Origin of the sequence: Prevotella sp. P4-98, from assembly GCF_002251405.1 — a bacterium.
Classification (GTDB): Bacteria; Bacteroidota; Bacteroidia; order Bacteroidales; family Bacteroidaceae; genus Prevotella.
In genome coordinates, this window is sequence record NZ_NPJC01000038.1 from 43,154 (window position 1) to 67,614 (window position 24,461).

21 protein-coding genes are annotated in these 24,461 nt (G+C 42.9%); 18 read left to right on the forward strand and 3 right to left on the reverse strand.

Features of this window, described 5'->3' with window-relative positions; translation table 11 throughout:
• Window positions 1-76 precede the first annotated feature (76 nt).
• Window positions 77-2,287, forward strand: coding sequence for a bifunctional (p)ppGpp synthetase/guanosine-3',5'-bis(diphosphate) 3'-pyrophosphohydrolase (locus tag CIK96_RS06030; RefSeq protein ID WP_094440057.1), 2,211 nt, complete (start codon window positions 77-79; stop codon window positions 2,285-2,287).
• A gap of 27 nt (window positions 2,288-2,314) precedes the next feature.
• On the opposite strand, the gene CIK96_RS06035 is transcribed toward CIK96_RS06030, so the two are convergent.
• Both CIK96_RS06035 and CIK96_RS06040 read right to left on the reverse strand, forming a co-directional pair.
• Window positions 2,315-2,689, reverse strand: coding sequence for a hypothetical protein (locus tag CIK96_RS06035; RefSeq protein ID WP_094440058.1), 375 nt, complete (start codon window positions 2,687-2,689; stop codon window positions 2,315-2,317).
• Window positions 2,686-4,146 carry an aminoacyl-histidine dipeptidase gene (locus tag CIK96_RS06040; RefSeq protein ID WP_094389899.1) on the reverse strand — a complete coding sequence of 487 codons (1,461 nt, stop codon included), beginning with the start codon at window positions 4,144-4,146 and terminating at the stop codon, window positions 2,686-2,688. The genes CIK96_RS06035 and CIK96_RS06040 overlap by 4 nt, the downstream gene beginning before the upstream one ends.
• Window positions 4,147-4,452: 306 nt before the next feature.
• Here CIK96_RS06040 and CIK96_RS06050 point away from each other — a divergent pair, with 306 nt between their 5' ends.
• The 16 genes from CIK96_RS06050 to CIK96_RS06125 all read left to right on the forward strand — a co-directional run bounded on the left by CIK96_RS06050 (window position 4,453) and on the right by CIK96_RS06125 (window position 22,478).
• The gene (locus tag CIK96_RS06050) at window positions 4,453-5,070 is read left to right on the forward strand and encodes an OmpH family outer membrane protein (protein WP_094389901.1); all 618 of its coding nucleotides are present in this window, start codon (window positions 4,453-4,455) and stop codon (window positions 5,068-5,070) included.
• A gap of 59 nt (window positions 5,071-5,129) precedes the next feature.
• Window positions 5,130-6,449: a DEAD/DEAH box helicase gene (locus tag CIK96_RS06055; protein WP_094436204.1), complete on the forward strand. Its 1,320-nt coding sequence runs from the start codon at window positions 5,130-5,132 to the stop codon at window positions 6,447-6,449.
• Between the two features lie 161 nt (window positions 6,450-6,610).
• Window positions 6,611-7,678 (forward strand): 3-phosphoserine/phosphohydroxythreonine transaminase, encoded by a 1,068-nt coding sequence (gene serC, locus CIK96_RS06060; protein ID WP_094389902.1) that lies wholly within the window; start codon window positions 6,611-6,613, stop codon window positions 7,676-7,678.
• Between the two features lie 11 nt (window positions 7,679-7,689).
• A complete protein-coding gene (locus CIK96_RS06065) occupies window positions 7,690-8,607 on the forward strand; it encodes an NAD(P)-dependent oxidoreductase (protein ID WP_094389903.1) in 918 nt (305 codons plus the stop codon).
• A 349-nt stretch (window positions 8,608-8,956) separates the two neighbouring features.
• The gene (locus CIK96_RS06070; protein WP_094389904.1) at window positions 8,957-10,204 is read left to right on the forward strand and encodes a DUF1015 domain-containing protein; all 1,248 of its coding nucleotides are present in this window, start codon (window positions 8,957-8,959) and stop codon (window positions 10,202-10,204) included.
• Window positions 10,205-10,253: 49 nt separating this feature from the next.
• Window positions 10,254-10,832: a YigZ family protein gene (locus CIK96_RS06075; protein WP_094389905.1), complete on the forward strand. Its 579-nt coding sequence runs from the start codon at window positions 10,254-10,256 to the stop codon at window positions 10,830-10,832.
• Between the two features lie 86 nt (window positions 10,833-10,918).
• On the forward strand, window positions 10,919-14,353 hold the full coding sequence (ileS, locus tag CIK96_RS06080; RefSeq protein WP_094436172.1) for an isoleucine--tRNA ligase: 3,435 nt from the start codon (window positions 10,919-10,921) through the stop codon (window positions 14,351-14,353).
• A gap of 27 nt (window positions 14,354-14,380) precedes the next feature.
• The gene (locus tag CIK96_RS06085) at window positions 14,381-14,764 is read left to right on the forward strand and encodes a molecular chaperone DnaK (RefSeq protein ID WP_094389907.1); all 384 of its coding nucleotides are present in this window, start codon (window positions 14,381-14,383) and stop codon (window positions 14,762-14,764) included.
• Window positions 14,765-14,768: 4 nt separating this feature from the next.
• A complete protein-coding gene (locus CIK96_RS06090) occupies window positions 14,769-15,401 on the forward strand; it encodes a lipoprotein signal peptidase (protein ID WP_254046301.1) in 633 nt (210 codons plus the stop codon).
• Window positions 15,402-15,441: 40 nt separating this feature from the next.
• Window positions 15,442-16,410 (forward strand): DUF4296 domain-containing protein, encoded by a 969-nt coding sequence (locus CIK96_RS06095; RefSeq protein WP_094389908.1) that lies wholly within the window; start codon window positions 15,442-15,444, stop codon window positions 16,408-16,410.
• A gap of 65 nt (window positions 16,411-16,475) precedes the next feature.
• The gene (locus CIK96_RS06100; RefSeq protein WP_094440059.1) at window positions 16,476-17,771 is read left to right on the forward strand and encodes an MFS transporter; all 1,296 of its coding nucleotides are present in this window, start codon (window positions 16,476-16,478) and stop codon (window positions 17,769-17,771) included.
• Between the two features lie 17 nt (window positions 17,772-17,788).
• Window positions 17,789-18,520: a 16S rRNA (uracil(1498)-N(3))-methyltransferase gene (locus tag CIK96_RS06105; protein WP_094389910.1), complete on the forward strand. Its 732-nt coding sequence runs from the start codon at window positions 17,789-17,791 to the stop codon at window positions 18,518-18,520.
• 2 nt (window positions 18,521-18,522) lie between these two features.
• Entirely contained in the window at window positions 18,523-19,167 is a 645-nt protein-coding gene (locus CIK96_RS06110) for an ATP-binding cassette domain-containing protein (RefSeq protein ID WP_094389911.1), read from the forward strand.
• A 20-nt stretch (window positions 19,168-19,187) separates the two neighbouring features.
• A complete protein-coding gene (locus tag CIK96_RS06115) occupies window positions 19,188-20,498 on the forward strand; it encodes a phenylacetate--CoA ligase family protein (protein WP_094436180.1) in 1,311 nt (436 codons plus the stop codon).
• 24 nt (window positions 20,499-20,522) lie between these two features.
• The gene (locus CIK96_RS06120; RefSeq protein ID WP_094436182.1) at window positions 20,523-21,080 is read left to right on the forward strand and encodes a DUF3256 family protein; all 558 of its coding nucleotides are present in this window, start codon (window positions 20,523-20,525) and stop codon (window positions 21,078-21,080) included.
• 201 nt (window positions 21,081-21,281) lie between these two features.
• Window positions 21,282-22,478 carry a uracil-xanthine permease family protein gene (locus tag CIK96_RS06125; RefSeq protein ID WP_094440060.1) on the forward strand — a complete coding sequence of 399 codons (1,197 nt, stop codon included), beginning with the start codon at window positions 21,282-21,284 and terminating at the stop codon, window positions 22,476-22,478.
• Window positions 22,479-22,730: 252 nt separating this feature from the next.
• On the opposite strand, the gene CIK96_RS06130 is transcribed toward CIK96_RS06125, so the two are convergent.
• Window positions 22,731-23,621: a glycosyltransferase family 2 protein gene (locus CIK96_RS06130; RefSeq protein WP_094436186.1), complete on the reverse strand. Its 891-nt coding sequence runs from the start codon at window positions 23,619-23,621 to the stop codon at window positions 22,731-22,733.
• A 115-nt stretch (window positions 23,622-23,736) separates the two neighbouring features.
• Between CIK96_RS06130 and CIK96_RS06135 the strand changes: the two genes are divergently transcribed.
• The gene (locus CIK96_RS06135; RefSeq protein WP_158214838.1) at window positions 23,737-24,375 is read left to right on the forward strand and encodes a lipocalin-like domain-containing protein; all 639 of its coding nucleotides are present in this window, start codon (window positions 23,737-23,739) and stop codon (window positions 24,373-24,375) included.
• Window positions 24,376-24,461: the final 86 nt, after the last annotated feature.

Here is a 24,461-nt window from a genome sequence, read left to right on the forward strand (position 1 = left end):
AAACAGGCCACAACACGAACATAGAATGTTGTCAGGCCTAAAAGGATAACGTTAACAAATAGAAAGGATTAGCCTTATGGGAGACAAAATCGATTTCACAACACAAGAGAAAGATACGTCAATGACGCTCTACAATTTGTTGCGCAAAGAAATAGCTACATCGCTCAAAGAGGGTGATGAAGAGAAAATGCGGCAAAAAATCACATGGCTGATAGAGTCGAAGGAACTGCAACGTGACGTGTTTGGATTGAATCCCGTAATGCTGGCCTTTCAGACCGCTAAACTGATAGTAGAGGAAATAGGACTGAAACGCGATGCGGTACTCGCTGTGTTGCTCAACCCGTGTGTGGAGTGTGGACTCATCACACCGGAAGAAACAGAAAAAGAGTTTGGGACTGCCGTGTTCCGCATTCTACGAGGACTGAAACGTATCAAAGAACTCTATCTGAAGAATCCTGTGATAGAAACAGAAAACTTCAGAAACCTCTTACTGTCCTTTGCGGAAGATATGCGCGTCATACTGATTATGATTGCCGACAGAGTGAACCTCATGAGGCAAATACGGGACGCTCAGGATAAAGAACTGCAACGAGAAGTCAGCGAAGAGGCCATATATCTCTATGCGCCACTCGCACATAAACTCGGTCTCTATAAACTCAAAAGTGAACTCGAAGACCTGTCGCTCAAATATCTTGAGCACGATGCGTATTATTATATTCGAGAAAAACTCAACGAAACGAAAGAAAAACGAGATGCCTATATTGCTGACTTCATCAAACCTATCAGCGATAAACTGAAAGAGGCGGGGATGAGCTTCCATATTAAAGGACGCACAAAATCCATACATTCTATTTGGCAAAAAATGAAGAAACAGCAGTGTGACTTCGAGGGTGTTTATGACCTCTTTGCCATACGCGTCATCCTTGACTCACCACTCGAAAAGGAAAAAATGCTTTGTTGGCAGGTCTATTCGATCGTGACGGATATGTATCAGCCAAACCCCAAAAGACTGCGTGACTGGCTGAGCGTGCCGAAGTCAAACGGATACGAAAGTCTGCATATCACCGTGCTCGGACCGGAAAAGAAATGGGTGGAGGTGCAGATTCGAACCGAACGCATGGATGAAGTGGCGGAACGTGGTGTGGCGGCACACTGGAGATACAAAGGAATAAAAGGGGAAAGCGGACTCGACGAATGGCTGACGAATGTCAGAAAGATGCTTGAGACAAGTGACGGAGTAGAGGCCATGGACCAGTTTAAAATGGATCTCTACGAAGATGAAGTCTTTGTCTTTACACCGAAAGGTGATCTCTATAAATTCCCGAAAGGGGCAACAGTTCTTGATTTCGCCTATCACATACACTCTAAGATAGGAAACGCATGTACTGGAGCACGCATCAATAATAGGGTGGTGACCATACGTCAGCAGCTGAGAAGCGGAGACCAGGTGGAAATCATCACATCGACGAATCAGAAACCAAGACAGGAGTGGCTCAATATTGTAAAAACATCAAGGGCCAAATCGAAAATCAGACTGGCGCTGAAAGAAACCCAGGTGAAAGAGGGACTCTTTGCCAAGGAGATGCTGGAAAGAAAGTTTAAAAACAGAAAACTGGAGTTGGAAGACTCTACCATGCAGCACCTCATCAAAAAACTGGGATTCAAAGAGGTTAGCGATTTTTACAAGCAGATTGCTGATGGGTTGCTTGATGTCAACTCCGTCATAGATAAATATGTGGAAATCCAGCAGGGAGAACAGCCTGTCACAGGAAATAATGTGGCACAGACTGCTGCCGACTTCGTGTTGGACAATACTCATCTGCATCAAGATGCCATACAAAGTGACGTGCTTGTTATCGACCGAAATCTCAAAGGAGTGGATTATCAGCTTGCACGCTGTTGTCAACCGATTTATGGAGACAAGGTGTTTGGTTTTGTAACCGTCACAGGAGGTATCAAGATTCACAGGGAGGATTGCCCCAATGCACCAGAGATGCGCAAACGTTTCGGATATCGTATCGTGAAAGCTAAATGGAGCGGAAAGGGGGCCTCGCAGTACACCATTACACTTCGGGTGATAGGAAACGATGATATTGGTATTGTGAACAATCTCACCAACATCATCTCGCGTGAAGAGAAACTGGTGTTGAGAGGTATCAATATCGACTCACACGATGGTCTCTTTAGTGGAAGTCTGGTGGTCATGCTGGACGACACGACACGGTTGGAAACACTAATAAAAAAGCTTCGCACCGTGAAAGGTGTGAAGCAAGTGGAACGCATTTGACCGAAACAGCATCCTGGAAAACAAGGTTCAGTTTTCTTTGAATGCCACAATGTGTGTCAGGTCGGCGTTGAGATAATAAGTGTCGGAACATTCCAATGTGTCAACATAATATTTCACACGGGTGATGAATAATTTGCGGGTGGGATTGCCATCCGCATATTTTATGCCCTTCTTGTAGCGTTGACCTCCATTTGCCGCCTTGTTGCGCATCTTCTGGATGACGTCGTTGGTAAGTAGAAATGTAGAGTCAATGTCGGTGAAGCGACGGGCATTGATGCTGACCTCATCTTTCATGTTCTTATCCATGAAGTCCTCCACCAAGGCCTCAGCCTCGTGCTGTTGCCCACAAGATGTGAGTAACAGCACGAGTGAGACTATTGTAATGGATAATGACTTGATCATTTGGCAGGAATGTTTTTCAGTATATCAAGCAGATGATCCCATACCATCTGTACGGTAGGAATGTAGAGACGCTCGTCGGGGGTGTGGACAAAACGCAGGGTGGGACCGAAGCTCACCATGTCGAGGTTGGGATAACGCTCAGAGAAAAGACCACACTCCAAACCTGCATGAATGCCGCGTACAACAGGTGTCTTGCCGAAGAGCTTCTCATACGATGCAACGACGATTTTCTGAAGGTCGCTGTCTGAACGCATCTTCCAAGCAGGATAACCGTCACCGGTATGTACTTCGGCTCCTGCCAGCATGAAGGCTGCACTTACGGTGTTGCACATGTTGTCGAGATTGGACATTACATTTGAACGTTGAGAGGTGACGATGTTGATTTCGTTTTCAGATGTTGCAACGCTGGCAAAGTTGCTGGAGGTTTCAACCATACCGCCCAAAGCCTCGTCTTGGCAGATGGCTAAAATACCATTGTCAACGGCTTGTACGGCATAGATGAAATTGCGAGCAACCTGCTCCTCAATAACAGGCTCGGCATCGGCAGATTCCATGAACCATTCCATAGATGGGTCGGTCACGTGGAATTCGTCTTCTACATCGCTGGCAAAAATATTCCAGTCTGCGCGGATGTTCTCCTTCAAAGCATTGGGGACGGCAATGACAAAAGAACCGTCGCGGGGAATGGCATTGTGAAGTTTGCCGGAGTTGAACTGGGCCAAACGGATGCCTTCGTATTTCATCATCTCGGCAAAAAGAAAACGTCCCAACAGTTTAATAGCGTTTGCACGCTTCTTGTTGATGTCGTCGCCAGAGTGACCGCCTACCAAACCCTTGACTTGGGCGCGGAGGAAAAAGCTGCCCTCAGGAGCTGCTTCACGCTTGAAGGTGAATTTTACTGTGGTGTTGCGACCACCTGCGCATGATACAAAAATCTCGCCCTCATCTTCTGAGTCAAGATTGATGAGATAATCGCCTGTCATGAATCCGGACTTCATACCCACAGCGCCGCTCAGACCAGTCTCTTCATCACGGGTAAAGACACACTCCACTGGACCATGCTCAATATCATTGCTCTCCAAAATGGCGAGTTCAATGGCGCAACCAATACCGTCGTCGGCACCAAGAGTGGTGCCCTCAGCAGTAAGCCATTCGCCATCAATATAGGTCTTGATGGGGTCTTTGTCGAAATCAAACTCTACATCGACAAGTTTATCGCAAACCATGTCCATGTGGCTTTGCAGTACGACCGTCTTGCGGTTTTCATAGCCTGGAGTGGCTCCCTTGCGGATAATGACGTTGCCGACTTCATCGACATGAGTGTCCAGACTATGGCTTTTACCCCAGTTAGTCAAGTACTCAATCATTTTCTCTTCACGTTTTGATGGACGTGGAATTTCGTTGATCTTCGCGAATTGTTCGAAGACAACAGCAGGTTTTAACTCACTTTTATTCATTATTAATGTTTATTATTGTGGATTTCAGAATTATTTGTTTAACTTTGCAGCGACAAAAGTAAGAAAAATGATTGAAATATTGCTATCGACAGCGTTAATAATTGCTATCAGCGTCACTTTTTTATGTGTGAAGTTGATATTTCGGAAAAATGGCCGCTTTGAGTCGCAACATATTCACGACAGTAAGGCCATGAAAGATCGGGGAATCCATTGTGTCATGGATCAAGATCGCGAAATGCGTCGGAAAAGTCGGTTTGCAGTTTCTGAGCGAATAGAAAAATAATAAAATAAAAATAGAAAAAAACAATGAAAAAGTACGTTTTCAGCACAATGGCCTTTGCTGCCATTGTTGCACTCGCTTCTTGTAATAACGCTGCACCAAAGATGGATGAGCAGCCTGCAAATGAAGCTAATGGTAGTGAGTCAGGAATTAAAATCGCCTACGTTGAGGTTGATTCTCTGATGACACAGTATGATTTCTGCAAGGATTTCACTCTTGTGCTTCAGAAAAAAAGCAATAACGCACGCAATACCCTTAATCAAAAGGGACAGCAGTTGCAGAATGCAATGAACAATTTCCAGCAGAAACTTAACAATAATGGATTTGCAAGCCGAGAACAGGCAGAAAGCCAGCAGTTGGCCATTCAGCGTCAACAGAATGACTTGCAACAGTTGCAGGCTCGCCTGGAAAACGAACTGGCCAACGAGACCCAAACCTATAATGACGGTCTTCGTGACAGTTTGCAGCATTTCCTTGCCGCTTACAACAAGGATAAGAAATACGATATTATTCTGACCAAGCAGGGTGACAATATCCTGTACGCAGCAAAACGTTATGATATTACGCAAGACGTGATAAACGGTTTGAATAAGCATTATAAGTCAACGTTTAAAAAGGCTGACAAGAAAGAAGATAAGAAATAATAAACTGATTAAAATGGGCGTGTCTTGTTGTGGCACGCCTGTTTTGATTTATGCTCAAGATGGACATTCAGAAGATATTCCGGGAATTGCATATCGAAGAGGCTAACGAAATGCAAAAGCAGGTGGGGGAAGTTATCCTTCATGAGAAAAATGATGTGGTAGTGCTCTCGCCCACAGGTTCGGGTAAGACATTAGCATATCTTCTGCCTTTGGTTCAGATGATCGATAGCTCATCGGAAGACGTGCAGGCCTTGGTCGTGGTGCCTGGCCGAGAATTGGCCCTGCAGTCTGACCAGGTGCTTCGAAGTATGAGATGTGGAATCCGTTCTGCCAGTTGTTATGGGGGACGTACTGCCATGGAAGAACACCGGATGCTGAAGGATGTTAAGCCACAAGTGGTATTTGGAACACCTGGACGCCTGAACGATCATCTTGGTAAGGAAAATATCTCTCGCTATGGTGTGCGTTGGCTCATTATAGATGAGTTTGACAAATGCTTGCAGATGGGATTTCAGGATGAAATGCAACGGCTTATTCAATCTTTACCAGGTTTGCGTCGCCGCATTTTATTGTCTGCAACAGATGCCGAAGAAATCCCTGCTTTTGTTTCATTGGCGAAAGCCCATACACTCTCGTTCCTCGATAATCAGGAACAAACCTCGGACCGTGTAACACTTTACGAAGTCAAGAGTCCTGTCAAAGATAAGTTGGAAACGTTGCGGCAATTGTTGCTGGGATTTGGAGATAGTAGTACCATCGTATTCCTTAATTACCGTGATAGTGTAGAACGTGTGGATGGATTCTTGAAAAACAACGGATTTGTTACAAGTTGTTTCCATGGCGGGTTGGAACAAAAGGAGCGTGAGGCTGCACTCTACCGATTCTCTAACGGTTCGGCTAATGTGTTGGTAAGTACGGATCTTGCCTCGCGTGGACTTGATATTCCTGATATTGCCAATATCGTTCATTATCACATGCCAGAGAGTGAAGAAGGTTATGTTCATCGGGTGGGGCGTACTGCCCGTTGGGATGCGAAAGGCAAAGCATTCTTTATTACTGGACCTGAAGAACATATTCCAGACTATGTGAAAGGAAACGTAGAGTCGTATGTCCCGAGCAACGAGAAAAAAAACGTGCCTGTGCCTCGGATGGCCACTATATATATAGGTAAAGGAAAAAAAGATAAGGTGAGCCGTGGGGATATTGTCGGATTCCTCTGCAAGAAGGGAGGACTTGAAGCTGCTGAAATCGGCAAGATCGATGTGAATGACCGTTATACATATGTAGCGGTTAGTCGGGCAAAAATGAATCAGGTTCTGCGTCAGACCCAAGGCGAAAAAATTAAAGGAATTAAGACGGTAATAGAGCCTGTAAGATAGAAATTTGCTACTTCTGAGTGGCAAAATGTAAGAAAATAACTAAAAATGCTTGATTTTTGTGCAAAAATTTGTCCAATTCAAATTAAAAGTGTAACTTCGCGCCGTCTAACAAAACAGTGACAGAATAATAAAATAAATACTAACTCAAATTCACAATCAAAATGAAGAAGTACAACTTTAACGCCGGTCCCTCAATGCTCCCACGTGAGGTGATTGAAAAGACCGCTCAACAGTGTTTAGACTTCAATGGTTCAGGTCTCTCTCTGATGGAGATCAGCCATCGTGCCAAAGATTTCCAGCCTGTAGTGGATGAAGCTGTGGCTCTTGTCAAGGAGCTGCTGCAAGTTCCAGAGGGCTATTCTGTGATTTTCCTCGGCGGTGGTGCTTCGCTGGAGTTTTGTATGATTCCATACAACTTCCTTATTAAGAAGGCTGCTTATTTGAACACAGGTGTTTGGGCAAAGAAAGCCATGAAGGAAGCAAAATTGTTTGGCGAAGTAGTAGAGGTGGCTTCTTCAGCAGATGCCAACTATACTTTCATTCCAAAGGATTGGACTGTGCCCGCTGATGTTGATTATCTCCATATTACAACCAACAATACCATCTATGGTACTGAGATGCGTAAGGATCTGGATGTAAATGTACCTTTAATTGCAGACATGTCTTCTGATATTTTCAGCCGTCCTATTGACGTTAAGAAGTATGATGCAATCTACGCTGGAGCACAGAAAAATCTGGCTATGGCTGGTGTAACAATTGTAATCGTGAAAGACGAGAAATTGGGTAAAGCTCCTCGTGAGATTCCTACCATGCTTGACTATCGTACACACGTAGAAAAGGGGTCTATGTTTAACACTCCTCCTGTGGTCCCCATCTATTCTGCTCTTGAAACTCTCCGTTGGATTAAGAAAAACGGCGGCGTAGAGACAATGGATAAGTTGGCTCAGAAGCGCGCAGAAATCGTTTACGGAGAAATCGACCGCAACAAGTTGTTCCGTGGAACTGCAGCAACAGAGGATCGCTCGCTGATGAATATCTGTTTCGTAATGAACGACGAGTACAAAGAACTGGAGAAAGAATTCCTTGACTTCGCTGTATCTAAGGGTATGGTAGGTGTGAAGGGACACCGTTCTGTAGGAGGTTTCCGTGCATCATGCTACAATGCTCAGACCATTGAAGGTTGCGAGGCTCTTGTAGCTTGTATGAAAGAATTTGAAGCTAAACATTAATTCTGACAACAATGAAAGTATTAGTAGCAACAGAAAAACCATTTGCAGCAGCTGCTGTCAATGGTATCAAGGCCGAAGTAGAGGCTGCCGGCAACGAACTCGTGTTGCTGGAGAAATATACAGAAAAAGCGCAATTGCTTGATGCAGTGAAAGATGCCGATGCAATGATTATCCGTTCTGATAAGGTTGATGCAGAGGTGCTTGATGCGGCAAAACAATTGAAAATTGTGGTTCGTGCAGGAGCTGGTTATGATAATATTGACCTTGCAGCTGCCACAGCTCATCAGGTAGTGGCTGAGAATACACCAGGCCAAAACTCAAATGCAGTTGCTGAACTTGTATTTGGCATGTTGGTAATGGCTGTTCGTGGTTTCTACAACGGTAAGAGCGGTTCGGAACTGTTTGGTAAGAAACTCGGTATACTGGCTTTTGGTAACGTTGGTCGTAACGTAGCCCGTATCGCCAAAGGATTTGGAATGGATGTTTATGCCTATGATGCTTTCTGTCCAGCAGAAGTCATTGAACAGGCTGGCGTGCATGCAGTAGCCAATCAGGATGCTCTCTTTGAAACTTGCGATGTTGTTTCGTTGCACATTCCTGCTACTCCGGAAACCAAGCAGAGCATTAATTATGCATTGGTAAACAAACTGAAGAAGGGTGGCGTGCTCGTAAATACAGCTCGTAAGGAAGTTATCAACGAACCCGAACTCTTGAAACTCATGGCAGAAAGAGAAGACCTGAAATATGTAACAGACATTATGCCTGAAGCTGATGCGGAATTCCGTAAATTTGAAGGTCGTTACTTCTCTACTCCGAAAAAAATGGGTGCACAGACTGCTGAGGCTAATATCAATGCTGGTATTGCTGCTGCAAAGCAAATCAATGCATTCTTTAAGGATGGTTGCACAAAATTCCAGGTAAACAAATAATTTTTCTAAACTGATATTACCATCGTGATATGTGGTTTCGGCCGTATGTCACGATGGTTCTTTTTTGTCTTTTATCGGACATAAGCTAACTCAAGAATAAGGGCAATCTGGCGTGAGGCTTTTGAGGCTTCTGGCGGCTCTTTTTTTTTGTTTTAGGTTATTTCTTTTTCTTTTTTTGTAAACTGGTAAATAATGTTTGGTGTACAGTATGCAATACGAAAAAATAGCAACAAAATAGAAACTCCTGATATAAAGCTCGGATAAACAAGAGAAATGATGCGAAACATTTTGCATTCTCGTATCTTTTGTGTACTTTTGCATCAAGTATTACTCAAAAACAAAAACAACTATGGCAACAATCAAACCGTTCAAGGGTGTACGCCCTCCCAAAGAACTTGTAGAACAAGTGGAGAGTCGTCCGTACGATGTTCTCGATTCTGAAGAAGCACGTGCTGAAGCAGGAGACAATGAGAAGAGTCTTTACCATATTATCAAACCGGAAATTGATTTTCCTGTAGGTACTTCAGAGTATGATCCGCGTGTTTATGAAAAGGCTGCAGAAAACTTCAAGAAGTTCCAAGATAAGGGATGGCTTGTGCAAGATGCCGATGAACACTATTATATCTATGCTCAGACTATGAACGGCAAAACTCAATATGGTCTTGTCGTTGGTGCTTATGTAGATGACTACATAAATGGCAATATCAAGAAACATGAACTGACCCGTCGAGATAAGGAAGAGGATCGTATGAAGCATGTACGTGTCAACGATGCTAATATTGAACCGGTGTTCTTTGCATATCCAGACAATGATGTGCTCGATAAACTTATTGCACGCTACGCAGCAACAGAGCCTGAATATGATTTCATAGCTCCGATAGACGGATTCCGACATCAGTTCTGGGTAATTGCTGATGAGGCTGATATTCAGACCATCACCGAGGAATTTGCCAAGATGCCCAGCCTTTATATTGCTGACGGTCACCACCGCTCTGCGGCTGCTGCACTTGTGGGAGCTGAGAAGCAAAAGCAGAATCCTAACCACAAAGGAACTGAAGAGTATAATTATTTTATGGCTGTTTGTTTCCAAGCCAGCCAACTCACCATCCTTGATTACAACCGAGTTGTTAAAGATCTCAATGGATTGACTTCGGAAGAGTTTCTTGCTGCCTTACAGGTTAATTTCATCGTTGAAGACAAAGGAGAAGAAATCTACAAACCGCAACGTTTGCATGAATTCTCACTCTATCTTGACGGACACTGGTTTGCTTTGACAGCAAAAGAGGGTACTTACGACAATACTGACCCAATCGGGGTGCTTGATGTGGATATCTCCAGTCGTTTGATTCTCGACGAGATTCTCAACATTGGTGACCTCCGTTCTTCTAAGCGTATTGACTTTGTGGGGGGCCTTCGTGGACTTGGTGAGCTCAAACGCCGTGTTGACAGTGGAGAAATGCGTGCAGCTTTAGCACTTTATCCTGTAACAATGCAGCAAATCATGGATATTGCCGATAGTGGAAAAATTATGCCGCCAAAGGCAACTTGGTTTGAACCAAAATTGCGCTCAGGACTTGTAATCCATAAACTGTCATAAACATACGGTTAATAATGGCGTCTTTTGGGACGTCCTTGAAAAACGTTAGATGACTGACGAATTTAAAACAATATCAGCGACAAGCGAGGGATACTACACCGAAAAACGGAGCAAGTTCCTCGCTTTCGCTCATCATGTGGAAAATCATGATGAAATAAAACTTATCTTGGCAGGGTATCGAAAAAAGTACTACGATGCTCGCCATGTTTGTTATGCGTATATGCTTGGTGCCGAACGTGCTGATTTTCGTGCAAATGATGATGGCGAACCAAGTAGTACAGCAGGAAAACCTATCTTGGGACAAATCAATTCAAACGAACTGACAGATATCCTTATTGTTGTCGTTAGATATTATGGCGGTGTCAATCTCGGAACTTCAGGACTTATTGTGGCTTACCGTGAAGCAGCAGCAGATGCTTTGGCGCATGCGAAGATGGAGTTGCGACAGGTGGAAGAAGAAGTCAGCTATACCTTTACCTATCCACAAATGAACGATGTAATGCGTATAGTCAAAGATATGAATCCACGTATTATTTCACAAACATATGATAATACCTGTGTCATCCGTATGGCTATCCGTAAAAGTGAGGCGCAACAATTACGTGACAGATTGGCGAAATTGTTGTAATACAGCGTATAATTTTGGATATTTCAGAAAAAAAAGTTACCTTTGCACATTATTTAATAAAGGAAACAAAAAAACAAAATAAAACTATGGCAAAGAGATTCGCCGAACACGGCGGTTTGAACTTGACGCAGGTTAACAATGATATCCTGCAGATGTGGAAAGATAAGAACGTTTTCTTACGCTCTATTGACGAGCGAGAGGGATGCCCACAATTCGTATTCTTTGAGGGACCTCCCTCAGCAAACGGACATCCTGGAATCCATCACGTACTTGCCCGTTCTATAAAAGATACTTTCAATAGATACAAGACCATGCAGGGCTATCAAGTACATCGTAAAGCAGGGTGGGATACTCATGGACTGCCTGTGGAGCTTGGAGTGGAGAAAGAACTCGGAATTACTAAGGCAGATATTGATAATAAAGAGAGCGAACGCTATATTTCTACAGAAGATTACAACCGTAAATGCCGTGAAAATGTGATGATGTACACCGCAGAATGGCGTGATCTTACTGAACGTATGGGTTACTTTGTGGATCTTGACCATCCCTATATCACTTACGACAATAAGTATATTGAAACCCTGTGGTGGCTTCTTAAGCAATTCTACCAGAAGAACCTTCTCTATAAGGGATACACTATACAGCCTTATTCGCCAGCAGCAGGAACGGGACTCTCGTCACATGAGTTGAACCAACCTGGTTGCTATCGTGATGTAAAGGATACTACTTGTACAGGAATGTTCAAAATCAAAGAGGCAGAAGGAAATGCTGTCGTTGATGCACTCAAACAAAAAGGATGGGGCGAGCTTTATTTCCTTGCTTGGACAACTACGCCTTGGACTCTTGCGGCTAACTCAGCACTCTGCGTAGGTCCTAAAATAGATTATGTGGCTGTTGAAACCTTTAATCCCTATACAGCAGCTCCCGTTACTGTCGTAATGGCAGAAGCACGCTTGAACGCATACTTTAAGCAAGAAGGTAAAAATGCTGATTTTGAAGCGTATAAGGCTGGTGATAAAATTATTCCTTGGCGTGTTGTAGAACATTATAAAGGAACCGATCTCGAGAATATTCATTATGAGCAGTTGCTGCCCATGATTTCGCCAATCGGTGAAGGCGCATTCCGTGTTATCCTTGGTGATTATGTGACCACTGAGGATGGTACAGGTATCGTACATATTGCACCAAACTTTGGTGCTGATGATGCTTTTGTTGCCAAAAAAGCTGGTGTTCCTGCCATTGTCTTGATCGATAAGAAAGGCGCAGAGCGTCCTGTAGTCGATCTCGAAGGTAAATACTATTTGGTTGAAGATCTCGATGCTGATTTTGTTAGCAAGTATGTTAATCTGGAAGAGTGGGGTAAATATAGTGGTCGTTATGTCAAAAATGCCTACGATGACACACTTACCGATAAAGACGAAACGCTCGACATCAGTATTTGTATGGACCTAAAAGCTGCTGGCAAGGTTTTCAAAATTGAGAAACATGTCCATAGCTATCCACATTGTTGGCGTACCGACAAACCAGTACTTTATTATCCACTCGATTCTTGGTTTATCCGAAGCTCGGCTTGCAAGGAGAGAATGAGCGAACTTAACAAAACCATCAACTGGCAACCTGAATCAACAGGAAGTGGACGTTTTGGCAACTGGCTTGACAACCTCAATGACTGGAACCTGTCACGTTCACGCTTCTGGGGTACTCCTTTGCCTATTTGGCGTTCAGAAGAAGGAGAAGAAATCTGTATCGGAAGTGTAGAAGAACTCTACAATGAAATAGAAAAATCAGTGGCTGCAGGCTTCATGAAGTCAAATCCATTGAAAGACCAAGGCTTTGTGCCAGGAAATATGTCGCAGGAAAACTACGACAAAATAGACTTGCACCGTCCTTACGTTGATTATATTATTCTGGTTAGCCAATCTGGTAAGCCAATGAAGCGTGAAGCAGACTTGATCGATGTTTGGTTCGATTCTGGTTCTATGCCTTATGCACAGATTCACTATCCATTTGAAAATCAAGATGCTATTGATAAGAAGAAAGCTTTCCCCGCTGACTTTATCAACGAGGGAGTCGATCAGACACGTGGTTGGTTCTTCACACTGCATGCAATCGCTACGATGATTTTCGATTCGGTAGCTTTCAAGAATGTAATATCATCAGGTCTTGTGTTGGACGCAAAAGGAAACAAAATGTCGAAACACGTCGGCAATGTGGTGAATCCTTTCGATATGATAGAGAAATATGGTACAGATGCCGTACGTCTTTACATGATGACCAATTCAGAACCTTGGGACAACTTGAAGTTTGACCCAGAGGGAGTGGATGAAGTGCGTCGCAAGTTCTTTGGAACACTTTACAATACATACAGCTTCTTTGCTTTGTATGCAAACGTAGATGGTTTTGAACCAGGCCAGCAGCAGATAGACTTTGCAAAACGTCCAGAAATTGACCGTTGGATTCTGTCTTGCTTGAATACATTGATTAAGAAAGTAACTGCAGAACTCGAAAACTATGATCCAACACGTGCAGGTCGTCTAATAGATGCATTTGTAAACAACGACCTTTCCAACTGGTACGTACGTCTTAATCGTAAACGTTTCTGGGGTAAGGAAATGAGTGACGACAAACGTTCAGCCTACGAGACTCTTTATACCTGTCTGATGACTGTAAGCCGCTTGTTGGCTCCATTTGCACCGTTCTATTCTGATCAGTTGTATCGTGACCTTGGTGGAGAGAAAGACAGCGTACACCTTGATGCTTATCCTACTGCAGATGAAGCATTGATAGACGCTGACCTTGAAGCAAGAATGGAAATGGCACAACAGATTACGTCTATGGTTCTTGCCTTGCGTCGTAAGGTCAATATCAAGGTACGTCAACCGCTACAGAGCATCATGATTCCTGCCACTGCAGAACAAAAGCGTCACATAGAGGCTGTCAAAGATCTTATACTTAATGAAGTTAATGTCAAGGAGCTTAACTTTGTTGAAGGTGCAGGTATCCTTGTCAAGAAAGTGAAATGCAATTTCCGTACAATGGGTAAGAAGTATGGTAAACTCATGAAAGGTGTTGCAGCACAGATGAGTGGACTCTCTCAGGAACAGATTGCTGATTTGGAGAATAAAGGTACTATTGCCATACAGGTTGACGGACAGAATCTTGATGTCGAACTGGCAGACGTAGAAATCATTAGTGAAGATATTCCCGGATGGCTTGTTGCTAACGAGGGTTCATTGACCGTTGCCCTTGAGGTCGAACTCACCGATGAGCTCAAGCAAGAGGGTATGGCTCGTGAAATTATCAACCGTGTGCAGAATATCCGTAAGGATAGCGGTTTGGAAATCACAGACCGTATTCAAATCGTTCTTGCACCAAATGCAGAAATTGAGCAGGCTGTTAAGGGATTTGGTGATTATATCAAGACACAGGTTCTCGCCGATGATATTACTATCAGCCCCAATGATGGCATAGAAGTGGAATTTGATGATTTCAAACTGAATATACAAGTAACAAAATCCTGATTATAACAAATCCTAAATTTAAGTATTATGGCAACAGAAAAGACCAGATACACAGATGAAGAACTGGAAGAGTTCCGTCAGATTATCAACGAAAAGTTGGCATTGGCCAAACGTGATTACGATCAGATGATGCGAGTTCTGATGAATCAAGACTCTAATGATGTTGATGATACATCACCAACATATAAGGCTCTTGAAGAAGGAAGTGCTGCCCAGTCGAAAGAAGAAATTATCTCGCTTGCAGCTCGTCAGCAGAAGTTCATTCAAGGACTGAAAGCAGCATTGGTTCGTATTGAGAACAAAACTTATGGTATAGACCGGATTACCGGAAAACTCATACCAAAAGAACGCCTGCGTGCCGTTCCTCATGCCACCTTAAGTGTGGAGTCGAAAATGGCTGGCAAAAAATAGGTAAATGGCACTGAATCTTAAGATGAAACGCGGATGGATGGCAGCACTTATAGTGACCGCCATCCTCTTGATTGACCAAATTATCAAGATATTGGTCAAAACGAATATGGCACTCCACGAGCAGATAGAAATCTTCTCGTGGTTTAAAATCGTGTTCATTGAAAACAATGGTATGGCTTATGGAATGGAGATTGGCAGTAAACTGATACTTTCAATCTTTCGTATCATTGCCGTTGCCATACTCGGCTGGTATATTGTTCGACAGGTTAAGAAGAATGCACGTTGGGGATATATTGCCTGTTTGTCCATGGTAATGGCAGGTGCGGCAGGAAATATTTTTGATTCGATGTTCTATGGTCTGATATTCAACGCATCGTCCAATTATTATGTCTCATACTTCGTGCCCTTTGGAACAGGCTATGCTCCGTTTCTGATGGGTAAGGTGGTTGACATGTTCTATTTCCCACTTATCGTTACTACCTGGCCTGAGTGGATACCAAGAGTAGGTGGAAATCCATTTGTTTTCTTCAGCCCTGTCTTTAACTTTGCGGATGCGGCTATTTCAGTAGGTGCTGTTCTGTTGTTGCTTTTCTATAGGAAAGAAATTGGTGAGATTGAATTTAGAAGAAGCAAATGAAAATTGGCGCAACGAGGTATGCGCTCTAAAAAACGTGAATATGAAACATATAATAGTCATAATTCTGCTTCTGTCAGTTACGTTCTCCTGCAAACCCACAGTACCGGCTGACTATATTCAACCCAGCGACATGGAAGACATCCTTTATGATTACCATGTTGCTCAAGCTATGGGGCGTGAAGGACAAAAGAACAGCCTACCGTATGATGAGAATGGCTATTTTCAAGCTGTTTTACGTAAATATCAGGTTACAGAAGCTGAATTTGACTCTTCATTGGTGTACTATTACTCTCATGCTGAGAGACTGAAGAAAATATACCAGAATGTTAGTGAACGTCTCAATAACGAAGCTTCTGCCCTTGGTGTGACAAGTGGCTCTTTCGGACTTTCTACTTATGGTACAACAGGTGATACTGCCAATGTTTGGCGCGGTCCTTCGGAAGTGATGTTAATGCCATTGCCCACAGCCAATCGTTTTGACTTCTCCCTGAAAGCAGATTCCAGTTATCATAAAGGTGACAGTTTCATGTTCCAGTTTAACTCCGATTACATCTACGAGGCGGGCTCTCGTGATGCTGTAGTGTGCCTCTTATCTACATATGAAGGCGACAGTATCGTACAGACCGTTTATCATATCACGATGTCTGGACTTTCACAAATTCGTGTTCCTGTCAATCGTGACTATCGATTGAAGGAAATGACAGGTTTTGTTTATCTTGCTTCAGACCATCAAGATCGCAATGTACGTCGTATGATGTTTATTAACGACTTGCAACTGATTCGATTCCATCAGAGAAAAGAAGAACAAAACGACAAACCATTATCTGTAGAACCTATTAAAGATGAAACCAAGAAGGATAGCATGCTTAGAATTAAAGATGCCAGACCATTGTCTGCTGACACGGCAGGTCGTAATGATACAAAACGGAATCATACGCGAAGTATTCCCGTTAAACAAAGAATACCCATACACGGAATGGGTGCCCAAACGTCTGGAAGTAAGAAATGACGCACAGGGCAGACCAACCCTTTGGGATGATAACAAACCAATAACATAAAATAAAACAGAACCATATGAGCATCAAGGTACGTTTGGCACTGATGAACTTCATCGAGTTTGCCGTTTGGGGAGCATACCTCATATCTATGGGCAATTATCTTGGTAAAGCGGGTATGGGAGCAGAAATCTCATGGTTCTATGCCATTCAAGGTGTTGTCTCAATCTTTATGCCTACACTTATAGGTATTGTGGCTGACAAATATATCCAGCCTCAACGTCTGTTGGGTTTGTGTCATCTTCTTGCAGGAGTTTCGATGTGTGGTTTGTTCTGGATGGGACAGACCGCTGGTCAGCCAGATGAATCCCTGTTTATGGCTGTTTATACCTTTAGTGTTGCTTTCTATATGCCTACCTTGGCATTATCCAATACGGTGGCATTTACAATATTGAAGAACAATGGCCTTGATACGGTAAAAGATTTCCCACCCATTCGCGTGTTTGGAACAGTTGGTTTCATTGTCATGATGTGGCTTGTGAACTGTGCTGCATGGGATAATGGATCCTTGCTCTTTGTCTTGGGTGACAACAACAATAAGTTCCAATATACTCATTTCCAGTTCTTGGTTTCTGGCCTGATGAGTTTGGTACTTTTCTTGTATTGTTTCACATTCCCAGAGTGCAAATTAGTGAAGAAGGAAAAACAATCGCTTTCAGAAGCATGGGGACTTGACGCTTTCCGGTTATTCAAGAGCAAGCAGATGGCACTTTTCTTCATTTTCTCCGCCATGTTGGGCATGTCTTTGCAGGTTACCAATGGTTATGCAACTCCATTTATCACATCATTCAAAGGTGATCCTGCCATGATAAATACGTTTGCTGCCAACAACGCAACGCTGTTGGTGTCAATATCCCAGGTGGCCGAAGCACTTTGCATCCTGTTGATACCGTTTGTCCTTAAACGTTATGGTATCAAGATTGTCATGCTCATTGCCATGTTTGCATGGGTTTTACGCTTTGGATTCTTTGGATTGGGAAATCCTGCTTTCCCTGGAGTTATCCTGTTTGTGTTGTCGTGTATTGTATATGGTGTGGCTTTCGATTTCTTCAATGTGTCTGGCGGACTTTTTGTCGATCAGAAGTGCGACATCAAGGTGCGCGCCTCTGCACAAGGACTGTTTATGCTGATGACGAATGGCCTTGGTGCCACCATTGGTACGTTATTGGCAGGTAAGATCATCAATCATTATTGTGCGTTCACTCCAGATGGTTATCTGATGGGTGATTGGCGCACTTGTTGGTTGATATTTGCGGGTTATGCACTTGTGGTGGGAATCCTTTTCGCCATTCTGTTCAAACCTAAGAATATGTAAATTTGAAATGGAAAAGAATGAAAGAAGTTCGGTATTTCTATGTTCCAAAGGCTGGTGAGTGCGACGCCTTACCATCCGCAGAAGCACAACATGCTGTTCGGGTGTTGCGTTTGCAACCAGGCGATGAGATGATGTTAATGGATGGAGAGGGAACTTTCTATAAGGCGGAGGTCTCTGTTGCGTCCAATCATCATTGCTTATACCGCATCCTTGAGACATTACCACAACAGCGTCCTTGGAGTGGACGTATTCATTTGGCTATTGCACCGACAAAGATGCTTGACCGTATGGAATGGTTGTTGGAAAAAGCTGTGGAAGTGGGAGTCGATGATATTTCATTTTTGGATTGTCGCTTTTCGGAACGTCGGCAAATCAAACTTCCACGAATGGAAAAAATCGTGATTTCGGCCATGAAACAGAGCCGAAAGGCATGGAAAACGAATCTTGATGAAATGCAATCTTTCAGCCAGTTTGTCGCTGCAGAACGACCTGGTGACAAGTTTATTGCCCATTGCTATGAAGAAGTCGAACGTACTTATCTTTTTGACGAATTGAATCATCTGCCTGCAGACACACCTGTTACCATACTTGTTGGTCCTGAAGGTGATTTCTCTATAGAAGAGGTGCGACAGGCTATCAGTCTGGGATACAAATCCGTACATTTGGGAAAGAGTCGTCTGCGTACGGAAACAGCAGGATTGTCTGCTGTAATGATGGCTCAGTTGAGTAAACCTTATAAAACAGATTAGTCATGCATAGCATTTCTTTTAATCAAGTGACTCCACGGGTGTTTGCAGAGGTTACAGATTTGCATTCAGAAGTGTGGAAGTCACAGGTAACCTTTGAACGTGGCAAGAAATACCTTGTCGCAGCAGATAGTGGCTGTGGTAAAAGTACGTTCTGTAGTTATCTTCAGGGTTATAGAAATGATTATACAGGACAGATTCTTTTCGACAAGACGGATATTAAATCTTATGCTATTAGGCAATGGGTAGAAGTTCGCCAACGTCATATCGCTATGCTCTTTCAGGAAATGCGCCTTTTCGCGGAACTTACTGCGTATGAAAACGTAATGATAAAGAATCGCCTGACTTCTTCAGCGTCGGCGGTTGAAGTCAAAGACTGGTTTTCGCGGCTTGGACTTTCTGACAAACTTGATGTGAAGGCAGGTCAACTTTCACAAGGTCAACAGCAAAGGGTAGCCTTGCTGCGCTCTCTTGTACAGCCTTTTGATTTTCTCGTAGCTGACGAACCCATTTCTCACCTTGATGACACGAATTCCTATGAAATGGCTCATATCATCAGAGAGATAATAGATAAAAATGGAGCTGGTCTTATAGTAACAAGTATAGGGCGCGATCTTCCATTTGATTATGATAAAACATTAAAACTATAAAACATAAATACAGAGCAAAAATGAAAAACGTAGAATACTGGCAACCGGAGCTTGAGACCATGCCCCGTCAGCAATTAGAGGCACTTCAGGTAGAAAAACTCCGTCGAACTATTGACATATGCCTTCAATCCCCCTTTTACAAACGGGTGTTGGGCGAACGAGGTATTACATCAGATACTATCAAGACCATTGATGATGTAAGACGCTTGCCTTTTACCACTAAACAGGACTTGCGCGAAAACTATCCTTTCGGACTTGTTGGAGGCAATATGAAAGATGCAATCCGCATCCATTCTTCCAGTGGTACAACAGGAAATCCGACAGTTGTGACATATTCTCGCCATGATATAGAGTCATGGGCAAATATGATTGCTCGTAGTATGTATATGGTTGGTTGCAGAGATACTGATGTCTTCCAAAATTCCAGTGGCTACGGCATGTTTACTGGCGGATTAGGTTTCCAGTATGGTGCAGAAAAACTTGGAGCCACTACGGTACCTGCTGCTGCTGGTAACTCTAAGCGTCAGATTATGTTCATCCGTGATTTTGGCACTACTTGTCTTCATGCCATTCCGTCTTATGCCATTCGTCTTGCGGAAGTTTTTCATGAAGAAGGTATAGATCCACGAAGCACAAAGTTGCATACTCTGTTTATAGGGGCAGAGCCACATACAGATGAGCAACGACGTCGCATCGAGCGATTGTTGGGGGTGAAAGCCTATAATTCTTTTGGAATGACCGAGATGAATGGTCCTGGTGTAGCTTTTGAGTGTCAGGAACAAAACGGTATGCACCTCTGGGAAGATAACTACATCTTGGAAATCATAGATCCCGATACTTTAGAACCCGTTCCTGATGGAGAAATCGGAGAAATGGTTCTTACCACTCTCGACCGTACTATGATGCCCATTTTGCGTTATCGCACTCATGATTTGACTCGTATTCTGCCTGGCGATTGCCCGTGCGGACGCACTCATAGACGCATTGACCGTATCAAAGGTCGTACAGATGACATGTTCATCATTAAGGGAGTTAATGTGTTCCCCATGCAAGTGGAAAAGATACTTGTCAAATATCCCGGTTTGGGAAGCAATTATCTTATTACGCTTGATTCAGAAGGCGATAATGATGTAATGACTGTTGATGTGGAACTCGATGGATTGAATACAGACGTCTATCCCGAACTTCAGAGAATGACCAAAGACATTCAGCGTGCATTGAAAGACGAAATACTTCTTACGCCTCGTGTACGTTTGGTAAAGAAGGGGTCTCTTCCGCAGAGTGAAGGTAAGGCGGTGCGTGTAAAAGATCTTCGTCCCGGACGTGGATAAGACAGGGATAAAAATGAACCGAACATGAGAAAGATAATAATCCTTGGAATATTGATATTGACGACTTTCGCAGCTGAGGCACAAAATACGATGAAAGATGTATTTCTCAGCATGCCGAAATCGTTAACACCTGAATTGACAGAAAACAACAGACTTGACATGGTGGATTTCATAGAATCGAAAATGAAAGCTCGTGTAGATAATCTGTTGGATGGACATAGCGAATTGCTGATGCTTAACGATAAAGCGTTCTCTTTGCAAATAAGTGAAACCTTGCGGTATGATGTCCGCTTGCTGTTGGCAGATGGAGACAGTATCATCTGTTTGGTAGCTACTTATGGAAAAGATGCTCCAGAAAGTAATGTAACATTTTATAAGGCCAGTTGGGAACCGATTCCATCCAGCCAGTTGATCACTCTTCCTCAACAGATGTATGTGGCCTCATTTGTTTCTCCAGATAATTCCGATTTGCAGATAATATATTCTCAGGCTCTTAATCCTGTTGCTATGGAAGGACAAAAAAATGAAAAAGAAATAGCTGTGATGTTGAAGTGGAATGGCAAAAGGTTTAATGAAAGTTAAAAATTTGAAGAAATATACGAAAACTCTTGCGGGTATAAAAAAAAACGTCTATATTTGCAACGTGTTTTTCATGGTATTAGATTATTAAGGTTAATTGAAAATTGCTTGTCGTGAGACAAGCAATTTTTTTTGAAATGTATCATACCTTAAAACCAATTACTACAATCTTGATTAAATCATTCAATACTAATAATAACTATTATGGAAACAGAACAACTATCGACAGTTAAGAAAACCATCGTAGGCGTACAATTTCTCTTTGTGGCTTTCGGTGCAACTGTTCTTGTGCCACTACTGATTGGCATTGATCCTGCAACGGCTTTATTTACCGCAGGTCTGGGAACATTTCTCTTTCATTTTCTTACCAAAGGGAAAGTCCCGATTTTTCTGGGAAGTTCATTTGCTTTTATTGCCCCAATTATCGCTGCTTCCAAACAGTGGGGGCTTCCAGGGACAATAGCGGGACTAACCAGTGTATCATTAGTCTATTTTGTGATGAGTGCTCTTGTCAAGTGGCAAGGAAAACGTCTTCTTGACCGTATCTTTCCTCCTATTGTCATTGGGCCTGCTATTATTCTGATAGGTCTGTCGTTATCAGGAAGTGCTGTGAATATGGCAAAGACCAATTGGATCTTGGCTTTTGCTGCGCTTATCACAGCTATTCTCGTTTTGACCTTTTGCCGTGGACTTATGAAACTTGTTCCTATTATAACAGGTGTGGTAGTTGGTTATGTGTTGGCCATTGCAATGGGTGAGGTCGATTTCTCTGGAGTAATCGCTGCGCCTTGGATATCCTGCCCTGTGTCGTTTGACACGTTGAGTCATTTCTCTTGGGGACCTTTTATCTATATGTTGCCAGTGGCAATAGCTCCGGTTCTTGAGCACATTGGAGATGTTTACGTTGTAAGTGCGGTTGCTGACAAGGATTTTGTCAAGGAGCCAGGCCTTCATCGGACAATGCTGGGAGACGGAGCTGCCTGTTTGGCATCTGCCGTACTTGGTGGTCCTCCCGAAACAACCTATTCTGAAGTGACTGGTGCAATGTCTATCACAAAAGTCACCAGTCCGGTTGTTATCCGGATTGCAGCAGCCACAGCCATCTGCTTTTCTATTGTAGGCAAACTTAGTGCATTGCTTCAGAGTATTCCTCAGGCTGTTTTGGGCGGCATCATGCTTCTTCTGTTTGGAACGATTGCAAGTGTTGGTGTTCAGAATCTGATGCATAATAAGGTTGATTTAAACAAAACGCGCAATGTCATCATCATGTCTGTCATGTTGACCATGGGATTGGGTGGGGCAGTGCTCTCGTCAGGTTCATTTACCATTTCTGGCATTGGCCTCTCAGCAGTTGTTGGTGTAGTGTTGAATTTGATTCTTCCAGACAAGAAAGCTGAGTGAAAACTCACCAATATCAATGGTCCCCTGAAATTATTAACGAAGTTCCCAGCGATATAAATACTAATCCGCAATGCCTAATTTAGGTGTTGCGGATTTTTATAGGTATGCTCGGCATAATTCTAAATAGGCAATAAAACAACAAAGGGCATAACTAATCCCAAAAATATTGTTGTTCAATTTACATTGCGTCCATTCTTCCGTCCTTATGAGTAGAAAGAATAGCAAACGAAGAATGAAATTTCCCCTTCGATATTATGGTTTCAATGATGCGAAGAACATGAGTTTGTAAAGATTGTACAGTTGTGAGACAGGTCTCTCGCCATTTAGGTTGCGCATGAGATAATAGCCGATGGAACTTCTATATATTAAGCGTAAAACAGGCAAGAGTCCAATCTTCTTAAGAACTTCCACATGCTGGAGTAACCGAGAGTAGGGGACAATGTCTTTACGGAATTTATACAAAGTATGCATAGCTTCTTCCGTCTTGATCATGAAATAAGTGTTTGATTCAAAACGGGTGAGATATACAGGATTCTCAATGTGTGAGATGATGATTCCGTTTTGTTTCAATGTCTTTCCGAAAATCACATCCTCGTAGCCGTATTGGCGAAAGCGTTCATCAAAACGGCAACCTTCCATTACTTTGTGTTCGATGAGAAAATTGGTGGTTCTGAAATTCTTGTATGGGTTGCGTTTCCGTTGTTTTGCAGTATATTCTTTCTCATGCGTTTTCTCGTAATGGTAGCGCAAACTGTGACGCAGTTTATTTGCATCTCCACCAATGCATAAGCCACCACAAACCACCGAAGCCTTGTTGTCAAGATAGCGTTTCAGATAGTCTGGGTCAAGGATGTCCACATCGCAGTCAAGAAATAGTAATGTGTCATATTCTGCCTTGTCTGCCAACCAGTTGCGGATGATTGCGCGCCCCATGTTTTCTTCATGGATGATATAACGCACATGGTCGATTGCTGCCACTGGTCTGTTCTGATCAACGTATTTGGGATTGGTAGAACCATCTTCGACAACGATAATTTCGAAGTCGATGCCACAATTGACAGCTTGAACGTGTAGTTCTTGGACCAACGCACAGCAGTTTCTGTTGAATACAGGTATAAGTATGGATAATCCTTGCTTGTACATGATTGCAAAAGTAGTAAAAAATGCTTGTATGGTGAAATTTTGTCGATATTATTTTGCATTTTTCTTGAATTATAGTACTTTTGCGCGACATTTTAATAATATAGGCATAAGAACAATGAAAAAGTTATCTTTGAAATCAGTTATTATGGGCTTCATGCTCATGATGTGTGCAATCGCAAATGCACAGTCAATCAGTGGCGTACTTGATAGCGTACTTGGCAATAATACCACCAGTAGCGGAGGTTCGAATCTTATTTCTAATCTTACTGCTATCTTCTCAGGTAAGAAACAGGCCAGTGCAGCAAATATTGTCGGAACATGGGTTTATGAAGAACCAGCCATCGTTCTTAAATCAGACAATGTGTTGACGAATGCTGCGGCCAAGATTGCGGCCAACAAGATGGAAAGTATTCTTCAGACCAAACTGACAACCGTAGGCATCAAACCAGGTGCAATGACGATGACTTTCAAACAAGATGGTACTTTCACTTCAACATTAAAGGGAAAGACCACCCAAGGAAAATGGAGTGTCAAGGACTCCAAGTTGCAGCTTACCACGTTGGGTGTTAAGTCAGTCAGCATCACCACTCAGTTGGAAGGCAAGAAACTCATGTTTGTTGCAAACTCAACCAAGTTGCTCAATCTCTTCAAGGCATTTGGTTCCAAGTCGGGTAACGCAAACCTCCAGACCGTTTCCAAATTGATGAAAAATGTGAATGGAATGGAAGTCGGTGTGACGATGAAAAAGAAGTAAAATGCGGCGTAATACCCGTAATTGGTTAAAAAAACGAAAACAAAAGGATAAAACTTTTCAAAAAACGCTGATATTCCGAAAAATAG

What these genes read in the sequence shown, in the direction of transcription:
- CIK96_RS06090 (WP_254046301.1), top strand. Translation starts at nt 14,769, where the DNA reads ATGGCACTGAATCTTAAGATGAAACGCGGATGGATGGCAGCACTTATA.
- CIK96_RS06035 (WP_094440058.1), bottom strand. Translation starts at nt 2,689, where the DNA reads ATGATCAAGTCATTATCCATTACAATAGTCTCACTCGTGCTGTTACTC.
- CIK96_RS06130 (WP_094436186.1), bottom strand. Translation starts at nt 23,621, where the DNA reads ATGTACAAGCAAGGATTATCCATACTTATACCTGTATTCAACAGAAAC.
- CIK96_RS06040 (WP_094389899.1), bottom strand. Translation starts at nt 4,146, where the DNA reads ATGAATAAAAGTGAGTTAAAACCTGCTGTTGTCTTCGAACAATTCGCG.
- CIK96_RS06120 (WP_094436182.1), top strand. Translation starts at nt 20,523, where the DNA reads ATGAGAAAGATAATAATCCTTGGAATATTGATATTGACGACTTTCGCA.
- CIK96_RS06125 (WP_094440060.1), top strand. Translation starts at nt 21,282, where the DNA reads ATGGAAACAGAACAACTATCGACAGTTAAGAAAACCATCGTAGGCGTA.
- CIK96_RS06115 (WP_094436180.1), top strand. Translation starts at nt 19,188, where the DNA reads ATGAAAAACGTAGAATACTGGCAACCGGAGCTTGAGACCATGCCCCGT.
- CIK96_RS06075 (WP_094389905.1), top strand. Translation starts at nt 10,254, where the DNA reads ATGACTGACGAATTTAAAACAATATCAGCGACAAGCGAGGGATACTAC.
- CIK96_RS06095 (WP_094389908.1), top strand. Translation starts at nt 15,442, where the DNA reads ATGAAACATATAATAGTCATAATTCTGCTTCTGTCAGTTACGTTCTCC.
- CIK96_RS06030 (WP_094440057.1), top strand. Translation starts at nt 77, where the DNA reads ATGGGAGACAAAATCGATTTCACAACACAAGAGAAAGATACGTCAATG.
- ileS (WP_094436172.1), top strand. Translation starts at nt 10,919, where the DNA reads ATGGCAAAGAGATTCGCCGAACACGGCGGTTTGAACTTGACGCAGGTT.
- CIK96_RS06065 (WP_094389903.1), top strand. Translation starts at nt 7,690, where the DNA reads ATGAAAGTATTAGTAGCAACAGAAAAACCATTTGCAGCAGCTGCTGTC.
- CIK96_RS06135 (WP_158214838.1), top strand. Translation starts at nt 23,737, where the DNA reads ATGAAAAAGTTATCTTTGAAATCAGTTATTATGGGCTTCATGCTCATG.
- CIK96_RS06050 (WP_094389901.1), top strand. Translation starts at nt 4,453, where the DNA reads ATGAAAAAGTACGTTTTCAGCACAATGGCCTTTGCTGCCATTGTTGCA.
- CIK96_RS06070 (WP_094389904.1), top strand. Translation starts at nt 8,957, where the DNA reads ATGGCAACAATCAAACCGTTCAAGGGTGTACGCCCTCCCAAAGAACTT.
- serC (WP_094389902.1), top strand. Translation starts at nt 6,611, where the DNA reads ATGAAGAAGTACAACTTTAACGCCGGTCCCTCAATGCTCCCACGTGAG.
- CIK96_RS06085 (WP_094389907.1), top strand. Translation starts at nt 14,381, where the DNA reads ATGGCAACAGAAAAGACCAGATACACAGATGAAGAACTGGAAGAGTTC.
- CIK96_RS06055 (WP_094436204.1), top strand. Translation starts at nt 5,130, where the DNA reads ATGGACATTCAGAAGATATTCCGGGAATTGCATATCGAAGAGGCTAAC.
- CIK96_RS06105 (WP_094389910.1), top strand. Translation starts at nt 17,789, where the DNA reads ATGAAAGAAGTTCGGTATTTCTATGTTCCAAAGGCTGGTGAGTGCGAC.
- CIK96_RS06100 (WP_094440059.1), top strand. Translation starts at nt 16,476, where the DNA reads ATGAGCATCAAGGTACGTTTGGCACTGATGAACTTCATCGAGTTTGCC.
- CIK96_RS06110 (WP_094389911.1), top strand. Translation starts at nt 18,523, where the DNA reads ATGCATAGCATTTCTTTTAATCAAGTGACTCCACGGGTGTTTGCAGAG.